Origin of the sequence: Pseudomonas sp. MYb60 (assembly GCF_002979555.1) — a bacterium.
GTDB lineage: Bacteria > Pseudomonadota > Gammaproteobacteria > Pseudomonadales > Pseudomonadaceae > Aquipseudomonas.
Window position 1 is genome coordinate 233,891 of the sequence record NZ_PCOZ01000006.1, and the last position, 14,777, is coordinate 248,667.

Annotated in this window: 13 protein-coding genes; 7 read left to right on the forward strand and 6 right to left on the reverse strand. The window is 60.1% G+C overall.

The window, feature by feature from the left end; translation table 11 throughout:
• Positions 1-228: 228 nt before the first annotated feature.
• Positions 229-663 carry a YkgJ family cysteine cluster protein gene (locus CQ041_RS12595; RefSeq protein WP_017734855.1) on the forward strand — a complete coding sequence of 145 codons (435 nt, stop codon included), beginning with the start codon at positions 229-231 and terminating at the stop codon, positions 661-663.
• Positions 664-854: 191 nt separating this feature from the next.
• Here the strand turns inward: CQ041_RS12595 and typA are convergent, their stop codons facing one another.
• Together typA and thiI are read right to left on the reverse strand one after the other, a co-directional pair.
• Positions 855-2,675, reverse strand: a complete 1,821-nt coding sequence (gene typA, locus CQ041_RS12600) for a translational GTPase TypA (protein ID WP_010213863.1) — start codon at positions 2,673-2,675, stop codon at positions 855-857.
• 139 nt (positions 2,676-2,814) lie between these two features.
• On the reverse strand, positions 2,815-4,269 hold the full coding sequence (gene thiI, locus CQ041_RS12605) for a tRNA uracil 4-sulfurtransferase ThiI (protein WP_105522153.1): 1,455 nt from the start codon (positions 4,267-4,269) through the stop codon (positions 2,815-2,817).
• Positions 4,270-4,602: 333 nt separating this feature from the next.
• On the opposite strand from thiI, the gene glnA reads away from it, so the two are divergent.
• The 3 genes from glnA (at position 4,603) to ntrC (ending at position 8,923) form a co-directional block, all read left to right on the forward strand.
• Positions 4,603-6,009 carry a glutamate--ammonia ligase gene (gene glnA, locus CQ041_RS12615; protein ID WP_105522155.1) on the forward strand — a complete coding sequence of 469 codons (1,407 nt, stop codon included), beginning with the start codon at positions 4,603-4,605 and terminating at the stop codon, positions 6,007-6,009.
• Positions 6,010-6,404: 395 nt separating this feature from the next.
• Positions 6,405-7,490, forward strand: a complete 1,086-nt coding sequence (glnL, locus tag CQ041_RS12620; protein ID WP_105522156.1) for a nitrogen regulation protein NR(II) — start codon at positions 6,405-6,407, stop codon at positions 7,488-7,490.
• Complete coding sequence (gene ntrC, locus CQ041_RS12625; protein ID WP_105522157.1) at positions 7,487-8,923, forward strand: nitrogen regulation protein NR(I); 1,437 nt, start codon at positions 7,487-7,489, stop codon at positions 8,921-8,923. Before glnL ends, ntrC begins: the two co-directional genes overlap by 4 nt.
• A 395-nt stretch (positions 8,924-9,318) precedes the next feature.
• Here ntrC and CQ041_RS12635 read toward each other — a convergent pair whose 3' ends face one another.
• Positions 9,319-9,759 (reverse strand): hypothetical protein, encoded by a 441-nt coding sequence (locus tag CQ041_RS12635; protein ID WP_105522159.1) that lies wholly within the window; start codon positions 9,757-9,759, stop codon positions 9,319-9,321.
• Between CQ041_RS12635 and CQ041_RS12640 the strand changes: the two genes are divergently transcribed.
• Complete coding sequence (locus CQ041_RS12640; RefSeq protein ID WP_105522160.1) at positions 9,758-10,213, forward strand: tRNA (cytidine(34)-2'-O)-methyltransferase; 456 nt, start codon at positions 9,758-9,760, stop codon at positions 10,211-10,213. The genes CQ041_RS12635 and CQ041_RS12640 overlap by 2 nt on opposite strands.
• Before the next feature lie 118 nt (positions 10,214-10,331).
• On the opposite strand, the gene secB is transcribed toward CQ041_RS12640, so the two are convergent.
• Genes secB through CQ041_RS12655 form a run of 3 tightly spaced genes read right to left on the reverse strand, consistent with a single transcriptional unit; the run spans position 10,332 to position 11,522 of the window.
• Positions 10,332-10,811: a protein-export chaperone SecB gene (secB, locus tag CQ041_RS12645; RefSeq protein WP_105522161.1), complete on the reverse strand. Its 480-nt coding sequence runs from the start codon at positions 10,809-10,811 to the stop codon at positions 10,332-10,334.
• A 41-nt stretch (positions 10,812-10,852) separates the two neighbouring features.
• Positions 10,853-11,107, reverse strand: coding sequence for a glutaredoxin 3 (grxC, locus tag CQ041_RS12650; RefSeq protein ID WP_105522162.1), 255 nt, complete (start codon positions 11,105-11,107; stop codon positions 10,853-10,855).
• Between the two features lies 1 nt (position 11,108).
• Positions 11,109-11,522, reverse strand: coding sequence for a rhodanese-like domain-containing protein (locus tag CQ041_RS12655; RefSeq protein ID WP_105522163.1), 414 nt, complete (start codon positions 11,520-11,522; stop codon positions 11,109-11,111).
• A 151-nt stretch (positions 11,523-11,673) separates the two neighbouring features.
• Here CQ041_RS12655 and gpmI point away from each other — a divergent pair, with 151 nt between their 5' ends.
• Complete coding sequence (gpmI, locus tag CQ041_RS12660; protein WP_105522164.1) at positions 11,674-13,200, forward strand: 2,3-bisphosphoglycerate-independent phosphoglycerate mutase; 1,527 nt, start codon at positions 11,674-11,676, stop codon at positions 13,198-13,200.
• 258 nt (positions 13,201-13,458) lie between these two features.
• On the forward strand, positions 13,459-14,754 hold the full coding sequence (locus tag CQ041_RS12665) for a murein hydrolase activator EnvC (protein ID WP_105522165.1): 1,296 nt from the start codon (positions 13,459-13,461) through the stop codon (positions 14,752-14,754).
• Positions 14,755-14,777: the final 23 nt, after the last annotated feature.

Sequence of the window (14,777 nt, forward strand, 5' to 3'; positions counted from 1 at the left end):
TCGGGCGAGATAGAAGGAGTTGCTAGAGCCTAGACGGTCTGACAGACGGTGACCGCTCTGGTTCGGCACTTTTTTAACGCATTTACCTGTGCGGATTTAGATGCAGGGCTCGTGCCTGCTTTTCACGGGGGCGCACCTTCTGGCCGAAACCCGCAAAATATTGTTCAAAAAATCACCAATCCCGGTATGATCGCGCGCCCGGATACCGCCCCACCTTTTGGAACCCTGATGAAGCCTCAACTGATCGCCGCCGCGGAACTCGACCGTCTTGAAACGTGGCAGAAATATTCCGCGCATATGTGCGGTGGCTGCGTGTCCAGCTGCTGCACGCTGCCGGTGGAAGTGAAGGTCAAGGACCTGATCCGCATCGGCCTGGTCGATGAGTTCGAGCTGGGCGACCCGGCGAAGAACATCGCCAAGCGGTTGCAGAAGGAAGGCATCGTCGAGCGCTTCAATTCCAAGTCCGAGATTTTTACCTTGCAGCGCATGAGCAACAACGACTGCCTGTTCCTGGATCGTAAGACGCGCTTCTGCACTATTTATGACAAGCGCCCGGATACCTGCCGCAACCACCCGAAGATCGGGCCGCGTCCGGGGTATTGCGCGTATAAGCCCAAAGAAGTGGTGCGCGAGACCAAGTTCAAGACCCTCGATAAGTTCTGATCCGTTTTTTGTGCGGCCCTTGAGGGCCTATCGGGGGCAAGCCCCCTCCCACATTTGAATGTGTTCACAGATCAAAGGTGGGAGGGGGCTTGCCCCCGATGAAGCCTGCACAATCACTGCACAATCTGCAGGCATAAAAAAACGCCCCCGGCCTTTCGACCGGGGGCGTTTTTCATTCAGCCTGAGTTAACTCAGTTCTTGGCTTTCTTGGCAGCGCGGGTACGCTCGCCTTCGTCCAGGATCTTCTTACGCAGGCGGATCGACTTAGGCGTGACTTCGCACAGCTCGTCGTCCTGGATGAATTCCAGGGCCTGTTCCAGGGTGAAGCGAACAGGTGGAACCAGAGCGATGGTTTCGTCTTTGCCGGAAGCACGCATGTTGTCGAGCTTCTTGCCTTTGGTTGGGTTGACGCCCATGTCGTTGTCACGGCTGTTCAGACCAACGATCTGACCGTTGTAGATCTCTTGACCGTGTTCAACGAACAGCTTGCCACGCGCCTGGAGGGTTTCCAGGGAGTAGGTCAGCGCCTTGCCGGTTTCTACCGATACCAGAACACCGTTCTGACGGCCGGACATGTCGCCGGACTTCATGGTGTCGTAGCGATCGAAGATCGAGGTCAGGATGCCAGCACCGTTGGTCAGGGTCAGGAACTGGTTACGGAAACCAATCAGGCCACGAGCAGGGATGTTGTATTCCAGACGCACACGGCCTTTGCCATCCGGCACCATGTTGGTCAGGTCGCCTTTACGCAGACCCATCTCTTCCATCACCTTGCCCTGGGATTCTTCCGGGGTGTCGATGGTGACGTTTTCGAACGGTTCCTGCTTCACGCCGTCAACCTGACGGATGATCACTTCTGGACGACCAACGCCCATTTCGAAGCCTTCGCGACGCATGGTTTCGATCAGTACCGAGAGGTGCAGCTCACCACGGCCGGAAACCTTGAACTTGTCAGCCGAGTCGCCTTCTTCAACGCGCAGTGCAACGTTGTACAGCAGCTCTTTGTCCAGACGCTCCTTGATGTTACGGGAGGTCACGAACTTGCCTTCTTTACCGCAGAAAGGCGAGTCGTTTACCTGGAAGGTCATGGAAACGGTTGGCTCGTCAACGGTCAGAGGCTTCATCGCCTCGACGGTGTCCGGGTGGCACAGGGTGTCGGAGATGAACAGCGAGTCCATACCGCTGATGCACACGATGTCGCCAGCTGCAGCTTCTTCAACGTCGATGCGGTGCAGGCCGTGGTGACCCATCAGCTTCAGGATACGACCATTGCGCTTCTTGCCGTCGGCGCCGATAGCGACAACCGGGGTGTTCGGCTTGACGCGACCACGAGCGATACGGCCAACGCCGATAACACCCAGGAAGCTGTTGTAGTCCAGTGCGGAGATCTGCATCTGGAACGCGCCGTCACGGTCAACAGCCGGGGCTGGTACGTTGTCGACGATCGACTGGTACAGCGGGGTCATGTCTTCAGCCATGTCGGTGTGGTCCAGACCGGCAATACCGTTCAGGGCCGAGGCGTAGACGACTTTGAAGTCCAGCTGTTCTTCGGTGGCACCCAGGTTGTCGAACAGGTCGAAGATCTGGTCCAGAACCCAGTCCGGACGCGCGCCTGGACGGTCAACCTTGTTGATGCACACGATCGGACGCAGGCCGGCTTCGAAAGCCTTCTTGGTCACGAAACGGGTTTGCGGCATAGGGCCGTCTTGAGCGTCAACCAGCAGCAGAACGGAGTCAACCATCGACATTACGCGTTCTACTTCGCCGCCGAAGTCGGCGTGGCCCGGGGTATCCACGATGTTGATGTGGTAGCCGTTCCAGTTGATAGCGGTGTTTTTTGCCAGGATGGTAATACCGCGCTCTTTTTCCTGGTCGTTGGAGTCCATCACGCGCTCGTCGTTGAGCTCGTTGCGCTCCAGGGTGCCGGATTGACGCAGGAGTTTGTCTACCAGGGTGGTTTTACCATGGTCAACGTGAGCAATGATGGCGATGTTACGTAGATTTTCGATCACTTGTGTATCTCGATCAGAGGATTCGGTGTGCTGACAGGTCGTGGCAGCGATTAACAGTAGAGTCAGGCCTTGCCGTTACAGCTTGACGGCAGAGTCGGGGGGCCGGTGACGCAGGCCACAGGCAAACAGCCCCGGGCTCTTAGCTCGGTCGATAAACGCGCACATTGGCATGCCCCTCACTGAGCAAATGGTGGGCATGCAGGCGACTCATCACGCCTTTGTCGCAATACAGCAGGTACTGACGGCTGTTATCCAGTTCCTTGAAACGCGCGTTCAGTGCGTAGAACGGCAGCGTTTGCACGTCGATGCCAGCGATTTCCAGCGGCTCGTCTTCAGCGGCATCCGGGTGACGGATGTCGATGACGATCTGGCCAGCCAGGGCTTCGCCGACTTCTTCGATCTTCACGTCCTGGCCCAATTCGTCGATCACGCGGTCGATTGGCACCAGTTTGGCGTTCTCGAGCGCACGCTCCAGAATCGCCATGTCGAATTCTTTCTCTTCATGCTCCACGCGGTGACGCTTGGCGTGGGTCTTGGGGTTCACCGAGATGACCCCGCAGTACTCGGGCATGTGCTTGGCGAAGTCGGCGGTGCCGATTTCTTCTGCCAGGTCGATGATGTCCTGCTTGTGGCTGGCGATCAGCGGGCGCAATACCAGCTTCTCGGTAACGCAGTCGATGATCGACAGGTTCGGCAGCGTCTGGCTGGACACCTGGGAGATCGCCTCGCCGGTCACCAGCGCGTCGATCTGCAAGCGGTCGGCAATCTGCGACGCAGCGCGCAACATCATACGCTTCAATACGACGCCCATATGACCGTTATCGACTTTACCGAGAATTTCTCCCAGCACTTCCTCGAACGGCACGCTTACAAATAGCACGCGTTGGGAGCTGCCGTACTTCTTCCAGATAAAGTGCGCGACTTCCATCACGCCCAATTCGTGTGCACGCCCGCCCAGGTTGAAGAAGCAGAAGTGGCTCATCAGGCCGCGCCGCATGATCTGGTAGGCCGCCACCGTGGAATCGAAACCGCCGGACATCAAGACCAGGGTCTGCTCCAGGGCGCCCAGCGGGTAGCCGCCGATGCTGTTGTGCTGGCTGTGGATCACAAACAACCGTTGGTCGCGAATTTCCATGCGCACTTCAATTTGCGGCGCTTTCAAGGAAATTCCGGCGGCGCCGCACTCGCGACGCAGCTTGCTGCCGACGTATTTCTCGACATCCATGGAGCTGAAAGTGTGCTTGCCGGCGCGCTTGCAACGCACCGAAAAAATCTTGCCTTCCAGCTCGCTGCCGTAGTGCTGCTTGCACTTTTCGGTGATGTCGTCGAAGTCGCCCAGCGGGTACTCATCGACCTGCAGGAAGTGCGCGATGCCCGGCATGCAGCTCAGGCGCTCGGTCATGTCCTTCAAGGCTTTGGCGTCGGTAAGGCGGGTTTCCAGCTCGAGATTGTCCCACACGCCGTTCACCACCACAGCCGGGTCCAGGTCTCGGAGAACGGCACGGATGTTCTTGGCCAACTGACGGATGAAACGCGTCCGTACCGGTCGGCTTTTAATGGTGATCTCGGGGAAGACTTTGACGATTAATTTCATGGAAACAGCGCGCGCCGGGCCTGCCGAAAAAGGGGGGCGCGGATTATAGCGGAAATCGCTCAAGGTTTAACCAGTTAATATGCAAAGGAGTCGCCACGCACTAAAGAGGTGCGCCTGACCGCTTCGGCGCCACATTGCGGTGCGCCTTTTTTGCGCATTTGTCGCAATGCACCTTTATAGGGGCGTTTTTGGACCAAAAAACCCATGTTGGCGCACTGGCATGCAATTTGCTCTCTTGTGAGGCAGGTTGCCATGGCGGAGTATCCGCGCCGGCATCACCCACATTCTAAGGGCTACTCCACTACCCCAGCCCGAAGCCACCCGGAGGACACTATGTCGAAGTCGGTTCAACTCATCAAAGATCATGACGTTAAATGGATTGATCTGCGCTTCACGGACACCAAAGGCACGCAGCACCACGTGACCATGCCGGCTCGCGACGCGCTGGAAGACGACTTCTTCGAAGTCGGCAAGATGTTCGACGGTTCCTCCATCGCTGGCTGGAAAGGCATCGAAGCCTCCGACATGATCCTGCTGCCGGACGACGACAGTGCCGTTCTGGACCCGTTCACCGAAGAGCCGACCCTGATCCTGGTCTGCGACATCATCGAACCTTCGACCATGCAGGGCTACGATCGCGACCCACGCGCCATCGCCCACCGTGCCGAGGAATACCTGAAGACCACCGGTATCGGCGACACCGTTTTCTGCGGTCCTGAGCCAGAGTTCTTCATCTTCGACGAAGTGAAGTTCAAGTCCGACATCTCCGGTTCGATGTTCAAGATTTTCTCCGAGCAAGGCTCGTGGATGTCCGACCAGGACGTGGAAGGCGGCAACAAAGGCCACCGTCCAGGCATCAAAGGCGGCTACTTCCCGGTTCCACCGTTCGACCACGACCACGAAATCCGTACCGCCATGTGCAACGCACTGGAAGAAATGGGCCAGGTCGTTGAAGTTCACCACCACGAAGTGGCAACTGCCGGCCAGAACGAAATCGGCGTCAAGTTCAACACCCTGGTGAAGAAAGCTGACGAAGTCCAAACCCTGAAGTACGTTGTACACAACGTTGCTGATGCATACGGCCGCACTGCGACCTTCATGCCTAAGCCTCTGTACGGCGACAACGGTTCGGGCATGCACGTGCACATGTCGATCGCCAAAGACGGCAAGAACACCTTCGCAGGTGAAGGCTATGCCGGCCTGTCGGAAACTGCCCTGTACTTCATCGGCGGTATCATCAAGCACGGTAAGGCCCTGAACGGCTTCACCAACCCGGCGACCAACTCCTACAAGCGTCTGGTGCCAGGCTTCGAAGCTCCGGTAATGCTGGCCTACTCGGCTCGCAACCGTTCCGCCTCGATCCGTATTCCTTACGTCAACAGCCCACGTGGCCGTCGTATCGAAGCACGCTTCCCGGACCCGGCTGCCAACCCGTACCTGGCGTTCGCAGCCCTGCTGATGGCCGGCTTGGACGGTATCCAGAACAAGATCCACCCAGGCGACGCCGCCGACAAAAACTTGTACGACCTGCCGCCTGAAGAGGCCAAAGAGATCCCACAAGTGTGCGGCAGCCTGAAAGAAGCCCTGGAAGAGCTGGACAAGGGCCGTGCGTTCCTGACCAAAGGCGGCGTGTTCAGCGACGACTTCATCGATGCCTACATCGCCCTGAAAAGCGAAGAAGAAATCAAGGTCCGCACCTTCGTACACCCACTGGAATACGAGCTGTACTACAGCTGCTGATCCGGTAGCGCTGCTTAACGTGGCGTGACAAAAAAGACCTCCTCCGGGAGGTCTTTTTTTTGCCCGGAATTTACAGCCCTGCGCCGAGCAGCAGTCGGAAGCCGGCTCGGCTGCTCCCACCGTTGAACAGAGTGCCTCCCGGCACCCAATTACAGTCTTCCTGAACACGCTTCACAAAACCGCACTATATTGGTGCGATAGGCTGCACCCTTCCCGCCGGCCAGCCCATTTTGGTTCGAAACTTCCCGAGCAAGCTGGCAGAACGCCACAGTTTCGCGCTTCAAACGCCTATTTCAGGGCTCGCGCGCTTCTTTTCGGAGCCTTGGTTTGGTTTTTGCATTTTCCTTGTATCAGCGTGTGCCTCAAGCCCGCGCCTTGCTCCAAAAGAGGTCCCGATGACCATCAGCGATGCACTGCACCGTTTGCTACTCGACAACCTGACCACCGCGACCATCCTGCTCAATGCCGACCTGCGCCTTGAGTACATGAACCCGGCGGCGGAGATGCTCCTGGCCATCAGCGGCCAGCGCAGCCATGGGCAGTTCATCAGCGAATTGTTCACCGAGTCGGCCGAAGCCTTGAGTTCGCTGCGCCAGGCCGTGGAGCAGGCACACCCGTTCACCAAGCGCGAAGCGATGCTCACCGCCCTCACCGGCCAGACACTCACCGTGGACTACGCCGTGACCCCGATCCTGAGCAACGGCGCCACCCTGCTGCTGCTCGAAGTGCACCCGCGTGACCGCTTGCTGCGCATCACCAAGGAAGAGGCCCAGCTGTCCAAGCAGGAGACCAGCAAGATGCTGGTGCGCGGCCTGGCGCACGAAATCAAGAACCCCCTCGGCGGGATTCGCGGCGCCGCCCAGTTGCTGGCCCGCGAGCTCCCCGAAGAGAGCCTCAAGGACTACACCAACGTCATCATCGAGGAAGCCGACCGCCTGCGTAACCTGGTGGACCGCATGCTCGGTTCGAATAAATTGCCTTCGCTGGCGATGACCAACGTGCACGAAGTGCTGGAGCGCGTCTGCCAACTGGTCGAGGCCGAAAGCCAGGGCTGCATCAACCTGGTGCGCGACTACGACCCGAGCATCCCCGACGTCCTGATCGACCGCGAGCAGATGATCCAGGCGGTGCTCAATATCGTGCGCAACGCCATGCAGGCCATCAGCAGCCAGAACGAGCTGCGCCTGGGCCGCATCAGCCTGCGCACCCGCGCCCTGCGCCAGTTCACCATTGGCCACGTGCGCCATCGCCTGGTGACCAAGGTCGAGATCATCGACAACGGCCCGGGCATTCCCGCGGAACTCCAGGAAACCATTTTCTTTCCCATGGTCAGCGGCCGCCCGGACGGTACCGGGCTGGGCCTGGCCATTACCCAGAACATCATCAGCCAGCACCAGGGACTGATCGAATGTGAGAGCCATCCTGGCCACACCACGTTCTCGATCTTTCTGCCTCTGGAACAAGGAGCCCCATCGACATGAGCCGTAGTGAAACTGTCTGGATCGTCGATGACGACCGTTCTATCCGCTGGGTCCTCGAGAAAGCCTTGCAACAGGAAGGCATGACCACCCAGAGCTTCGACAGCGCCGATGGCGTCATGAGCCGCCTCGCACGCCAGCAGCCGGACGTGATCATCTCCGACATTCGCATGCCCGGCGCCAGTGGCCTGGACCTGCTCGCGCGGATTCGCGAGCAGCACCCGCGCCTGCCGGTGATCATCATGACCGCGCACTCCGACCTGGACAGCGCTGTCGCGTCCTACCAGGGCGGCGCCTTTGAATACCTGCCCAAGCCGTTCGACGTGGATGAGGCCGTGGCGCTGGTCAAGCGCGCCAACCAGCACGCCCAGGAACAGCAAAGCCAGGAAGCCCCCCCTGCCCTGACCCGCACCCCGGAAATCATCGGCGAAGCGCCGGCGATGCAGGAAGTGTTTCGCGCCATCGGGCGCTTGAGCCATTCCAACATCACCGTGCTGATCAACGGCGAATCGGGTACCGGCAAAGAGCTGGTGGCCCACGCCCTGCACCGTCACAGCCCACGGGCGGCCTCGCCGTTCATTGCGCTGAACATGGCGGCGATTCCCAAGGACCTGATGGAGTCCGAGCTGTTCGGCCACGAAAAAGGCGCCTTCACGGGCGCGGCCAACCTGCGACGCGGGCGTTTCGAGCAAGCCGATGGCGGCACCTTGTTTCTGGACGAAATCGGCGACATGCCGGCCGACACCCAGACTCGCCTGTTGCGGGTACTGGCGGACGGTGAGTTCTATCGCGTGGGCGGGCACACGCCGGTCAAGGTTGATGTGCGCATCATCGCGGCGACCCACCAGAACCTGGAAACCCTGGTACACGCGGGCAAGTTCCGTGAGGACTTGTTCCACCGCCTCAACGTAATCCGCATTCATATCCCACGCATGTCGGACCGTCGCGAAGACATCCCGACGCTGGCCCGTCATTTCCTCAGCCGTGCCGCCCAGGAGCTGGCCGTCGAGCCGAAGCTGCTGAAAAGCGAGACCGAGGAATACCTGAAGAACCTGCCGTGGCCGGGCAACGTGCGCCAGCTGGAGAACACCTGCCGCTGGATCACCGTGATGGCGTCCGGGCGCGAAGTGCACATCAGCGACCTGCCCCCGGAACTGTTGAGCCTGCCGCAGGATTCGGCACCGGTGACCAACTGGGAGCAGGCCCTGCGTCAGTGGGCCGACCAGGCCCTGGCGCGCGGCCAATCGAGCCTGCTGGACAGCGCCGTGCCGGCGTTCGAGCGCATCATGATCGAGACCGCCCTGAAGCACACCGCCGGTCGCCGTCGCGATGCCGCTGTGTTGCTGGGTTGGGGGCGTAATACCCTGACACGCAAGATCAAGGAGCTGGGGATGAAGGTCGATGGTGGTGATGATGACGAGGGCGACGAGGCTTAAGGGTGCACCGCTTCAATGCACCATGAACCGGCATTGGGCATGGATCCAACCTATGAGACTTCGGCCTCACTGATAAAAATCTAAAAGCCTCAAACACCAAAGCCCCGTACTCCGGGGCTTTGCGCTTTCTGGATAAATTTTTCGGCCCACTTCGACGACTCTGGCACGCGCCCTGCAATAACCCCTGTACTACCCAGTTTCGGGGACCTTGGTACAGGCAGGCCGAGAATCCCCTCTTTACACCCGGGGTGCTTGATGCGAACCGCGTCGCGCCCCACAACCGTTTCGGGAACCTCGGTACAGGCAGGCCGGGGATTCCCTCTTTAACACCGAAGCCCTCGCGGCTTCACCCCGTTTTGGGAGCCCTGGTACAGGCAGGCCGGGAACTCCCGCTTTTATTGCTCCTGGAGATGGATCTCCACCCGCCAGCGGCCTTCGGCCTTCTCGCCATTCCATTCCCCGCGCAACGGCCGAGCGGCCACCAGGTTCAGCAACAGGCCGCCATCGGTCTTGCGCACGCGCCAATTCACATCCTTGTCGTTGACCTTGAGCTTGCCGCTCGCGGCCTTGCCCTGGGCGTCGAACAACAGCGCCACGGTGCCGTCGATGTGCTCGCCGTGCAGCTTGGGTTCGCTGTTGAACCACACCACCACGCTGTCCGCTGCGGTCTCGACCTGTTGCAGTTCGACCGGCTCCGGGGTGGTCAGGCGGCCGATCATCAGGCCGACCATTACGCCGACGATCGCCAATGAACCCATGACCTTCGGCATTAGCTTCGGTCTTGGGTCGTCTTCAGGGGTAGAATGCAGCGCATCTTTACCTTCGGAGCCGTGCATGTTTCACGTCATCCTTTTTCAACCAGAAATTCCGCCGAATACCGGCAACGTTATCAGGCTGTGCGCCAACAGTGGCTGCCACCTGCATTTGATCGAACCCTTGGGCTTCGACATGGACGACAAGCGCCTGCGCCGCGCCGGGCTGGACTACCACGAATACGCCACGCTCAAGCGCCACGCCGACCTGGCCAGCTGCCTGGAAAGCCTGGGGCACCCGCGGCTGTTCGCGTTCACCACCAAGGGTTCGCAGCCGTTCCATGATGTCAGCTTTACCGAAGGTGACGCCTTCCTGTTCGGCCCGGAAAGCCGTGGCCTGCCGGCTGACGTGCTCGACGCCCTGCCCGATGGCCATCGCCTGCGTTTGCCGATGCGCGAAGGCTGCCGCAGCCTGAACCTGTCGAACACCGTGGCCGTCGCCGTCTACGAAGGCTGGCGCCAACTCGGTTTCAAGTAGCACCCATAACAAATGTGGGAGGGGGCTTGCCCCCGATGACGGAGTGCCAGTCGACATCTATGTGACTGATACGCCGCTATCGGGGGCAAGCCCCCTCCCACATTTTTACCACGTCGACTTATTGAACCGTCGACGAACCTTCCTGTTGCATGCGCTGCAGCTCTTGCGCGTACAGAGCATCGAAGTTCACCGGAGCCAGCATCAGCGCCGGGAACGAGCCACGGGTAACCAGGCTGTCCAGGGTCTCACGGGCATACGGGAACAGGATGTTCGGGCAGAACGCGCCCAGGGTGTGGCTCATGGACTGCTCGTCCAGGCCCTGGATCAGGAAGATACCGGCTTGTTGCACTTCAGCGATGAAAGCCACTTCTTCGCCATTCTTGACGGTGACCGACAGGGTCAGCACGACTTCGTGGAAGTCACCTTCCAGGGCTTTCTGGCGGGTGTTCAGGTCCAGCGCAACGCTCGGGGTCCATTCCTGGCGGAAGATCGCCGGGCTTTTCGGCGCCTCGAAGGACAGGTCACGTACGTAGATGCGCTGCAGCGAGAACTGTGGGCCTTGGGCTTCTGCTGCTTCGGTGTTCTGTTGGTCAGTCATCGCAGATCCTTGTGATCTTGAGGTCTTTTAGGGTTTAGGAGTCAGACGAGGAGCAGCGCATCGAGTTTACCGGCGCGCTCCAGGGCAAACAGGTCGTCGCAACCACCGATATGCCGGGTGCCGATCCAGATCTGCGGCACGGACGTGCGCCCCGCCTTCTGGGCCATTTCGGCACGCACCTGCGGTTTGCCGTCGACCTTGATCTCTTCAAAGGCAACGCCCTTCTTCTCCAGCAAGGCCTTGGCCCGCATGCAGTAAGGGCACCAATCGCTGGAATACACGACAACCTGGCTCATATCACTTCACCAGCGGCAGGTTATCGCCACGCCAGCTGCTGATGCCACCCGACAGCTTGGCAGCGGTGAAGCCGGTCTTGAGCATTTCGCGGGCGTGGGTGCCGGCGTGCTGGCCTTGGGAGTCCACCAGGATGATGGTCTTGGCCTTGTACTTTTCCAACTCGGCCAGGCGCGAAATCAGCTTGTCCTGAGGAATGTTCAGGGCGCCGACGATGTGGCCGGTGGCAAATTCCTTGGCCGGGCGGATGTCCACGACAACGGCCTCATCCTTGTTGACCAGGGCGGTCAGCTCCGCCGTGCTCAGGCTGCGGCCACCACGGCTCAATTCGTGAGCGATCAGCAGCGCCAGCAAGATGACGAAGGCACCCACGAGCAGGTAGTGGGCAGTGGCAAATGCAATCAGGTGATCAACCATCAAGGAGGTTCCAGGGCGTTAAAATGGCGGTAAGTATACACAGCCGTCAGGGGGGGCCAACCCCCGTAAAGCGGTGACGTGGTCGGAACTTCGCTTTAAACTGCCACTCCCTTTTCAATTGCCTTCCTTTATTACCGCCGCGAGAGGATCTATGACTACCACGCCTAAACCTTTGGTCCTGATAATTCTCGATGGCTTCGGACACAGCGAAAGCACCCACGACAACGCGGTGTACGCAGCGAAGAAGCCGGTCCTCGACCGCCTGGTAGCCACAGTCCCGAACGGTTTGATCTCGGGTTCGGGCATGGACGTCGGCCTGCCGGACGGCCAGATGGGCAACTCGGAAGTCGGCCACATGAATCTGGGCGCCGGACGAGTGGTCTATCAGGACTTCACCCGCGTGACCAAAGCGATCCGCGACGGCGAGTTCTTCGAGAACCCGACCATCTGCGCGGCCGTCGATAAAGCCGTGGCCGCCGGCAAGGCGGTGCACTTCATGGGCCTGCTGTCCGACGGCGGCGTCCACAGCCACCAGGACCACCTGGTCGCCATGGCCGAACTGGCGTTCAAGCGCGGCGCCGACAAAATCTACCTGCACGCCTTCCTCGATGGCCGCGACACCCCGCCAAAAAGCGCGCAGTCGTCCATTGAACTGCTGGACGCCACCTTCGCCGCCCTGGGCAAGGGCCGTATCGCCAGCCTGATCGGCCGTTACTTCGCCATGGACCGCGACAACCGCTGGGACCGCGTGTCTCAGGCCTACAACCTGATTGTCGACGGCCAGGCCGAATTCAACGCCGCCACCGCCCAGGAAGGCCTGGAAGCGGCCTACGCCCGAGGCGAGAGCGACGAGTTCGTCAAGGCCACCAGCATCGGCGAGCCGGTGAAGGTTGAAGACGGCGACGCCGTGGTGTTCATGAACTTCCGCGCCGACCGCGCCCGCGAGCTGAGCCGCGTGTTTGTCGAAGACGGCTTCAGCGAATTCGAACGCGCGCGCCAGCCGAAGGTGCAGTACGTGGGCCTGACCCAATACGCCAAGAGCATCCCCGCCCCCGCCGCGTTTGCGCCGGGCAGCCTGGACAACGTCCTGGGTGACTACCTGGCCAAGAACGGCAAGACCCAGTTGCGCATTGCCGAAACCGAGAAATACGCCCACGTGACCTTCTTCTTCTCTGGCGGCCGTGAAGAGCCGTTCCCGGGCGAAGAGCGCATCCTGATCCCATCGCCGAAGGTCGCCACCTACGACCTGCAGCCGGAAATGAGCGCGCCGGAAGTCACCGACAAGATCGTCGACGCCATCGACAACCTGCGTTACGACGTGATTGTGGTCAACTACGCCAACGGCGACATGGTCGGCCACAGCGGCAACCTGGAAGCGGCGACCAAGGCCGTTGAATGCCTGGACCTGTGCGTCGGCCGCATTGTCGAGGCCCTGGAAAAAGTCGGCGGCGAAGCGCTGATTACCGCTGACCACGGCAACTGCGAGCAGATGTCCGATGAATCCACCGGCCAAGCGCACACTGCACACACCACCGAGCCGGTGCCGTTCATCTATGTCGGCAAGCGTGATCTAAAGGTGCGTGAAGGCGGCGTGCTGGCGGACGTGGCGCCGACCATGCTGAAGCTGATGGGGCTGGAGAAGCCGGTGGAGATGACGGGGACTTCGATTCTGGTCTGATCCCAGCATCACAGAGAAACCAATGTGGGAGGGGGCTTGCCCCCGATAGCGGAGTATCAGCCGACATTTATTTGACTGACCCACCGTCATCGGGGGCAAGCCCCCTCCCACATTGGATCTTCGGTGCTTGATAGATATCGTTCTGCCATACCCCCGCCACTCGGCACCTATCTTGCCCACCACACCGAATTGGGCGTTTTTTTTGCCGCGCTTGCCGGGCATACTAGACCGTCCATTTCCCTGGTGTCGCCCGCCTCTATGCTTCGCGCCTTGATTACCCTCGCTCTTGTCTGCCTGCTCCAACCGGCATTTGCCGATGAGCGTGCACAAACCCAACAACAGTTGGACGCCACGCGTCAGGACATTACCGAGCTGAAAAAACTGCTCGGCAAGCTCCAGGAAGAAAAATCCGGGGTGCAGAAAGACCTGCGCGGCACCGAAACCGAGATGGGCAAGCTGGAGAAGCAGGTCCAGGAGCTGCAAAAAGAATTAAAGAAGAGCGAGTCGGAACTGGAGCGACTCGACGCTGAGAAAAAAAAACTCCAGAGCGCACGCGTTGAACAGCAACGCCTGATCGCGATCCAGGCCCGCGCCGCCTACCAGAACGGCCGCCAGGAATACCTCAAGCTGCTGCTCAACCAGCAGAACCCCGAGAAATTCGCGCGCACCCTCACCTACTACGACTACCTGAGCAAGGCCCGCCTGGAGCAACTGAAAAGCTTCAACGAGACCCTGCGCCAGTTGGTCAATGTCGAGCAGGAAATCGCCAACCAGCAGTCCCAGCTGCAAGACCAGCAAAATGCGCTCACCGCCCAGCGTGACGAACTGGACAAGGTGCGCAAGCAGCGCCAGCTGGCCCTGGCCAAGCTCAATGACGACGTGAAGGCCCGTGACGCCAAGCTCCAGGCCCGCGAACAGGACCAGGCCGACCTGGCCAAAGTCCTCAAGACCATCGAAGAAACCCTGGCGCGCCAGGCACGTGAGGCCGAAGAAGCGCGGCAGAAAGCGCTGATCGCCCAGCAGGAAGCCGAAAAAAAGCGCCAGCGCGAGGCCGAGCTGGCAGCCACTTCGGACGCTCCGGCACCGCGTAAACCGGCGCGTGCAGCACCTGGCCCACTGGTTTCCAGCGCCGGCGAAAACTTCGGCGGCCCTTTTGCGTCAGCCCGCGGCAAACTTCCATGGCCTGTTGATGGTCGATTACTGGCACGCTTCGGTGAAACCCGAGGCGATGACACCCGCGCCAAGTGGGACGGCGTGATGATCAGCGCCTCCGCCGGCAGCCAGGTGCATGCCGTTCACGGTGGGCGCGTGGTGTTTGCCGATTGGCTGCGAGGCGCCGGCTTGCTGGTGATTCTTGACCACGGTAATGGCTATTTGAGCCTTTACGGCCACAATCAGACATTACTCAAGTCGGCAGGTGATGTTGTAAAAGCCGGTGAATCCATCTCCACTGTCGGTAACAGTGGTGGCCAGGACACACCGGCGCTGTACTTCGCTATTCGTCAGCAGGGTCGCCCGAGCGATCCTGCACAATGGTGCCGTTCCCAAGGATAGGGCCGCATCTACATTAGGAGTTC

What these genes read in the sequence shown, in the direction of transcription:
- ntrC (WP_105522157.1), top strand. Translation starts at nt 7,487, where the DNA reads ATGAGCCGTAGTGAAACTGTCTGGATCGTCGATGACGACCGTTCTATC.
- CQ041_RS12655 (WP_105522163.1), bottom strand. Translation starts at nt 11,522, where the DNA reads ATGGTTGATCACCTGATTGCATTTGCCACTGCCCACTACCTGCTCGTG.
- CQ041_RS12640 (WP_105522160.1), top strand. Translation starts at nt 9,758, where the DNA reads ATGTTTCACGTCATCCTTTTTCAACCAGAAATTCCGCCGAATACCGGC.
- CQ041_RS12595 (WP_017734855.1), top strand. Translation starts at nt 229, where the DNA reads ATGAAGCCTCAACTGATCGCCGCCGCGGAACTCGACCGTCTTGAAACG.
- thiI (WP_105522153.1), bottom strand. Translation starts at nt 4,269, where the DNA reads ATGAAATTAATCGTCAAAGTCTTCCCCGAGATCACCATTAAAAGCCGA.
- gpmI (WP_105522164.1), top strand. Translation starts at nt 11,674, where the DNA reads ATGACTACCACGCCTAAACCTTTGGTCCTGATAATTCTCGATGGCTTC.
- glnL (WP_105522156.1), top strand. Translation starts at nt 6,405, where the DNA reads ATGACCATCAGCGATGCACTGCACCGTTTGCTACTCGACAACCTGACC.
- glnA (WP_105522155.1), top strand. Translation starts at nt 4,603, where the DNA reads ATGTCGAAGTCGGTTCAACTCATCAAAGATCATGACGTTAAATGGATT.
- grxC (WP_105522162.1), bottom strand. Translation starts at nt 11,107, where the DNA reads ATGAGCCAGGTTGTCGTGTATTCCAGCGATTGGTGCCCTTACTGCATG.
- CQ041_RS12665 (WP_105522165.1), top strand. Translation starts at nt 13,459, where the DNA reads ATGCTTCGCGCCTTGATTACCCTCGCTCTTGTCTGCCTGCTCCAACCG.
- secB (WP_105522161.1), bottom strand. Translation starts at nt 10,811, where the DNA reads ATGACTGACCAACAGAACACCGAAGCAGCAGAAGCCCAAGGCCCACAG.
- CQ041_RS12635 (WP_105522159.1), bottom strand. Translation starts at nt 9,759, where the DNA reads ATGCACGGCTCCGAAGGTAAAGATGCGCTGCATTCTACCCCTGAAGAC.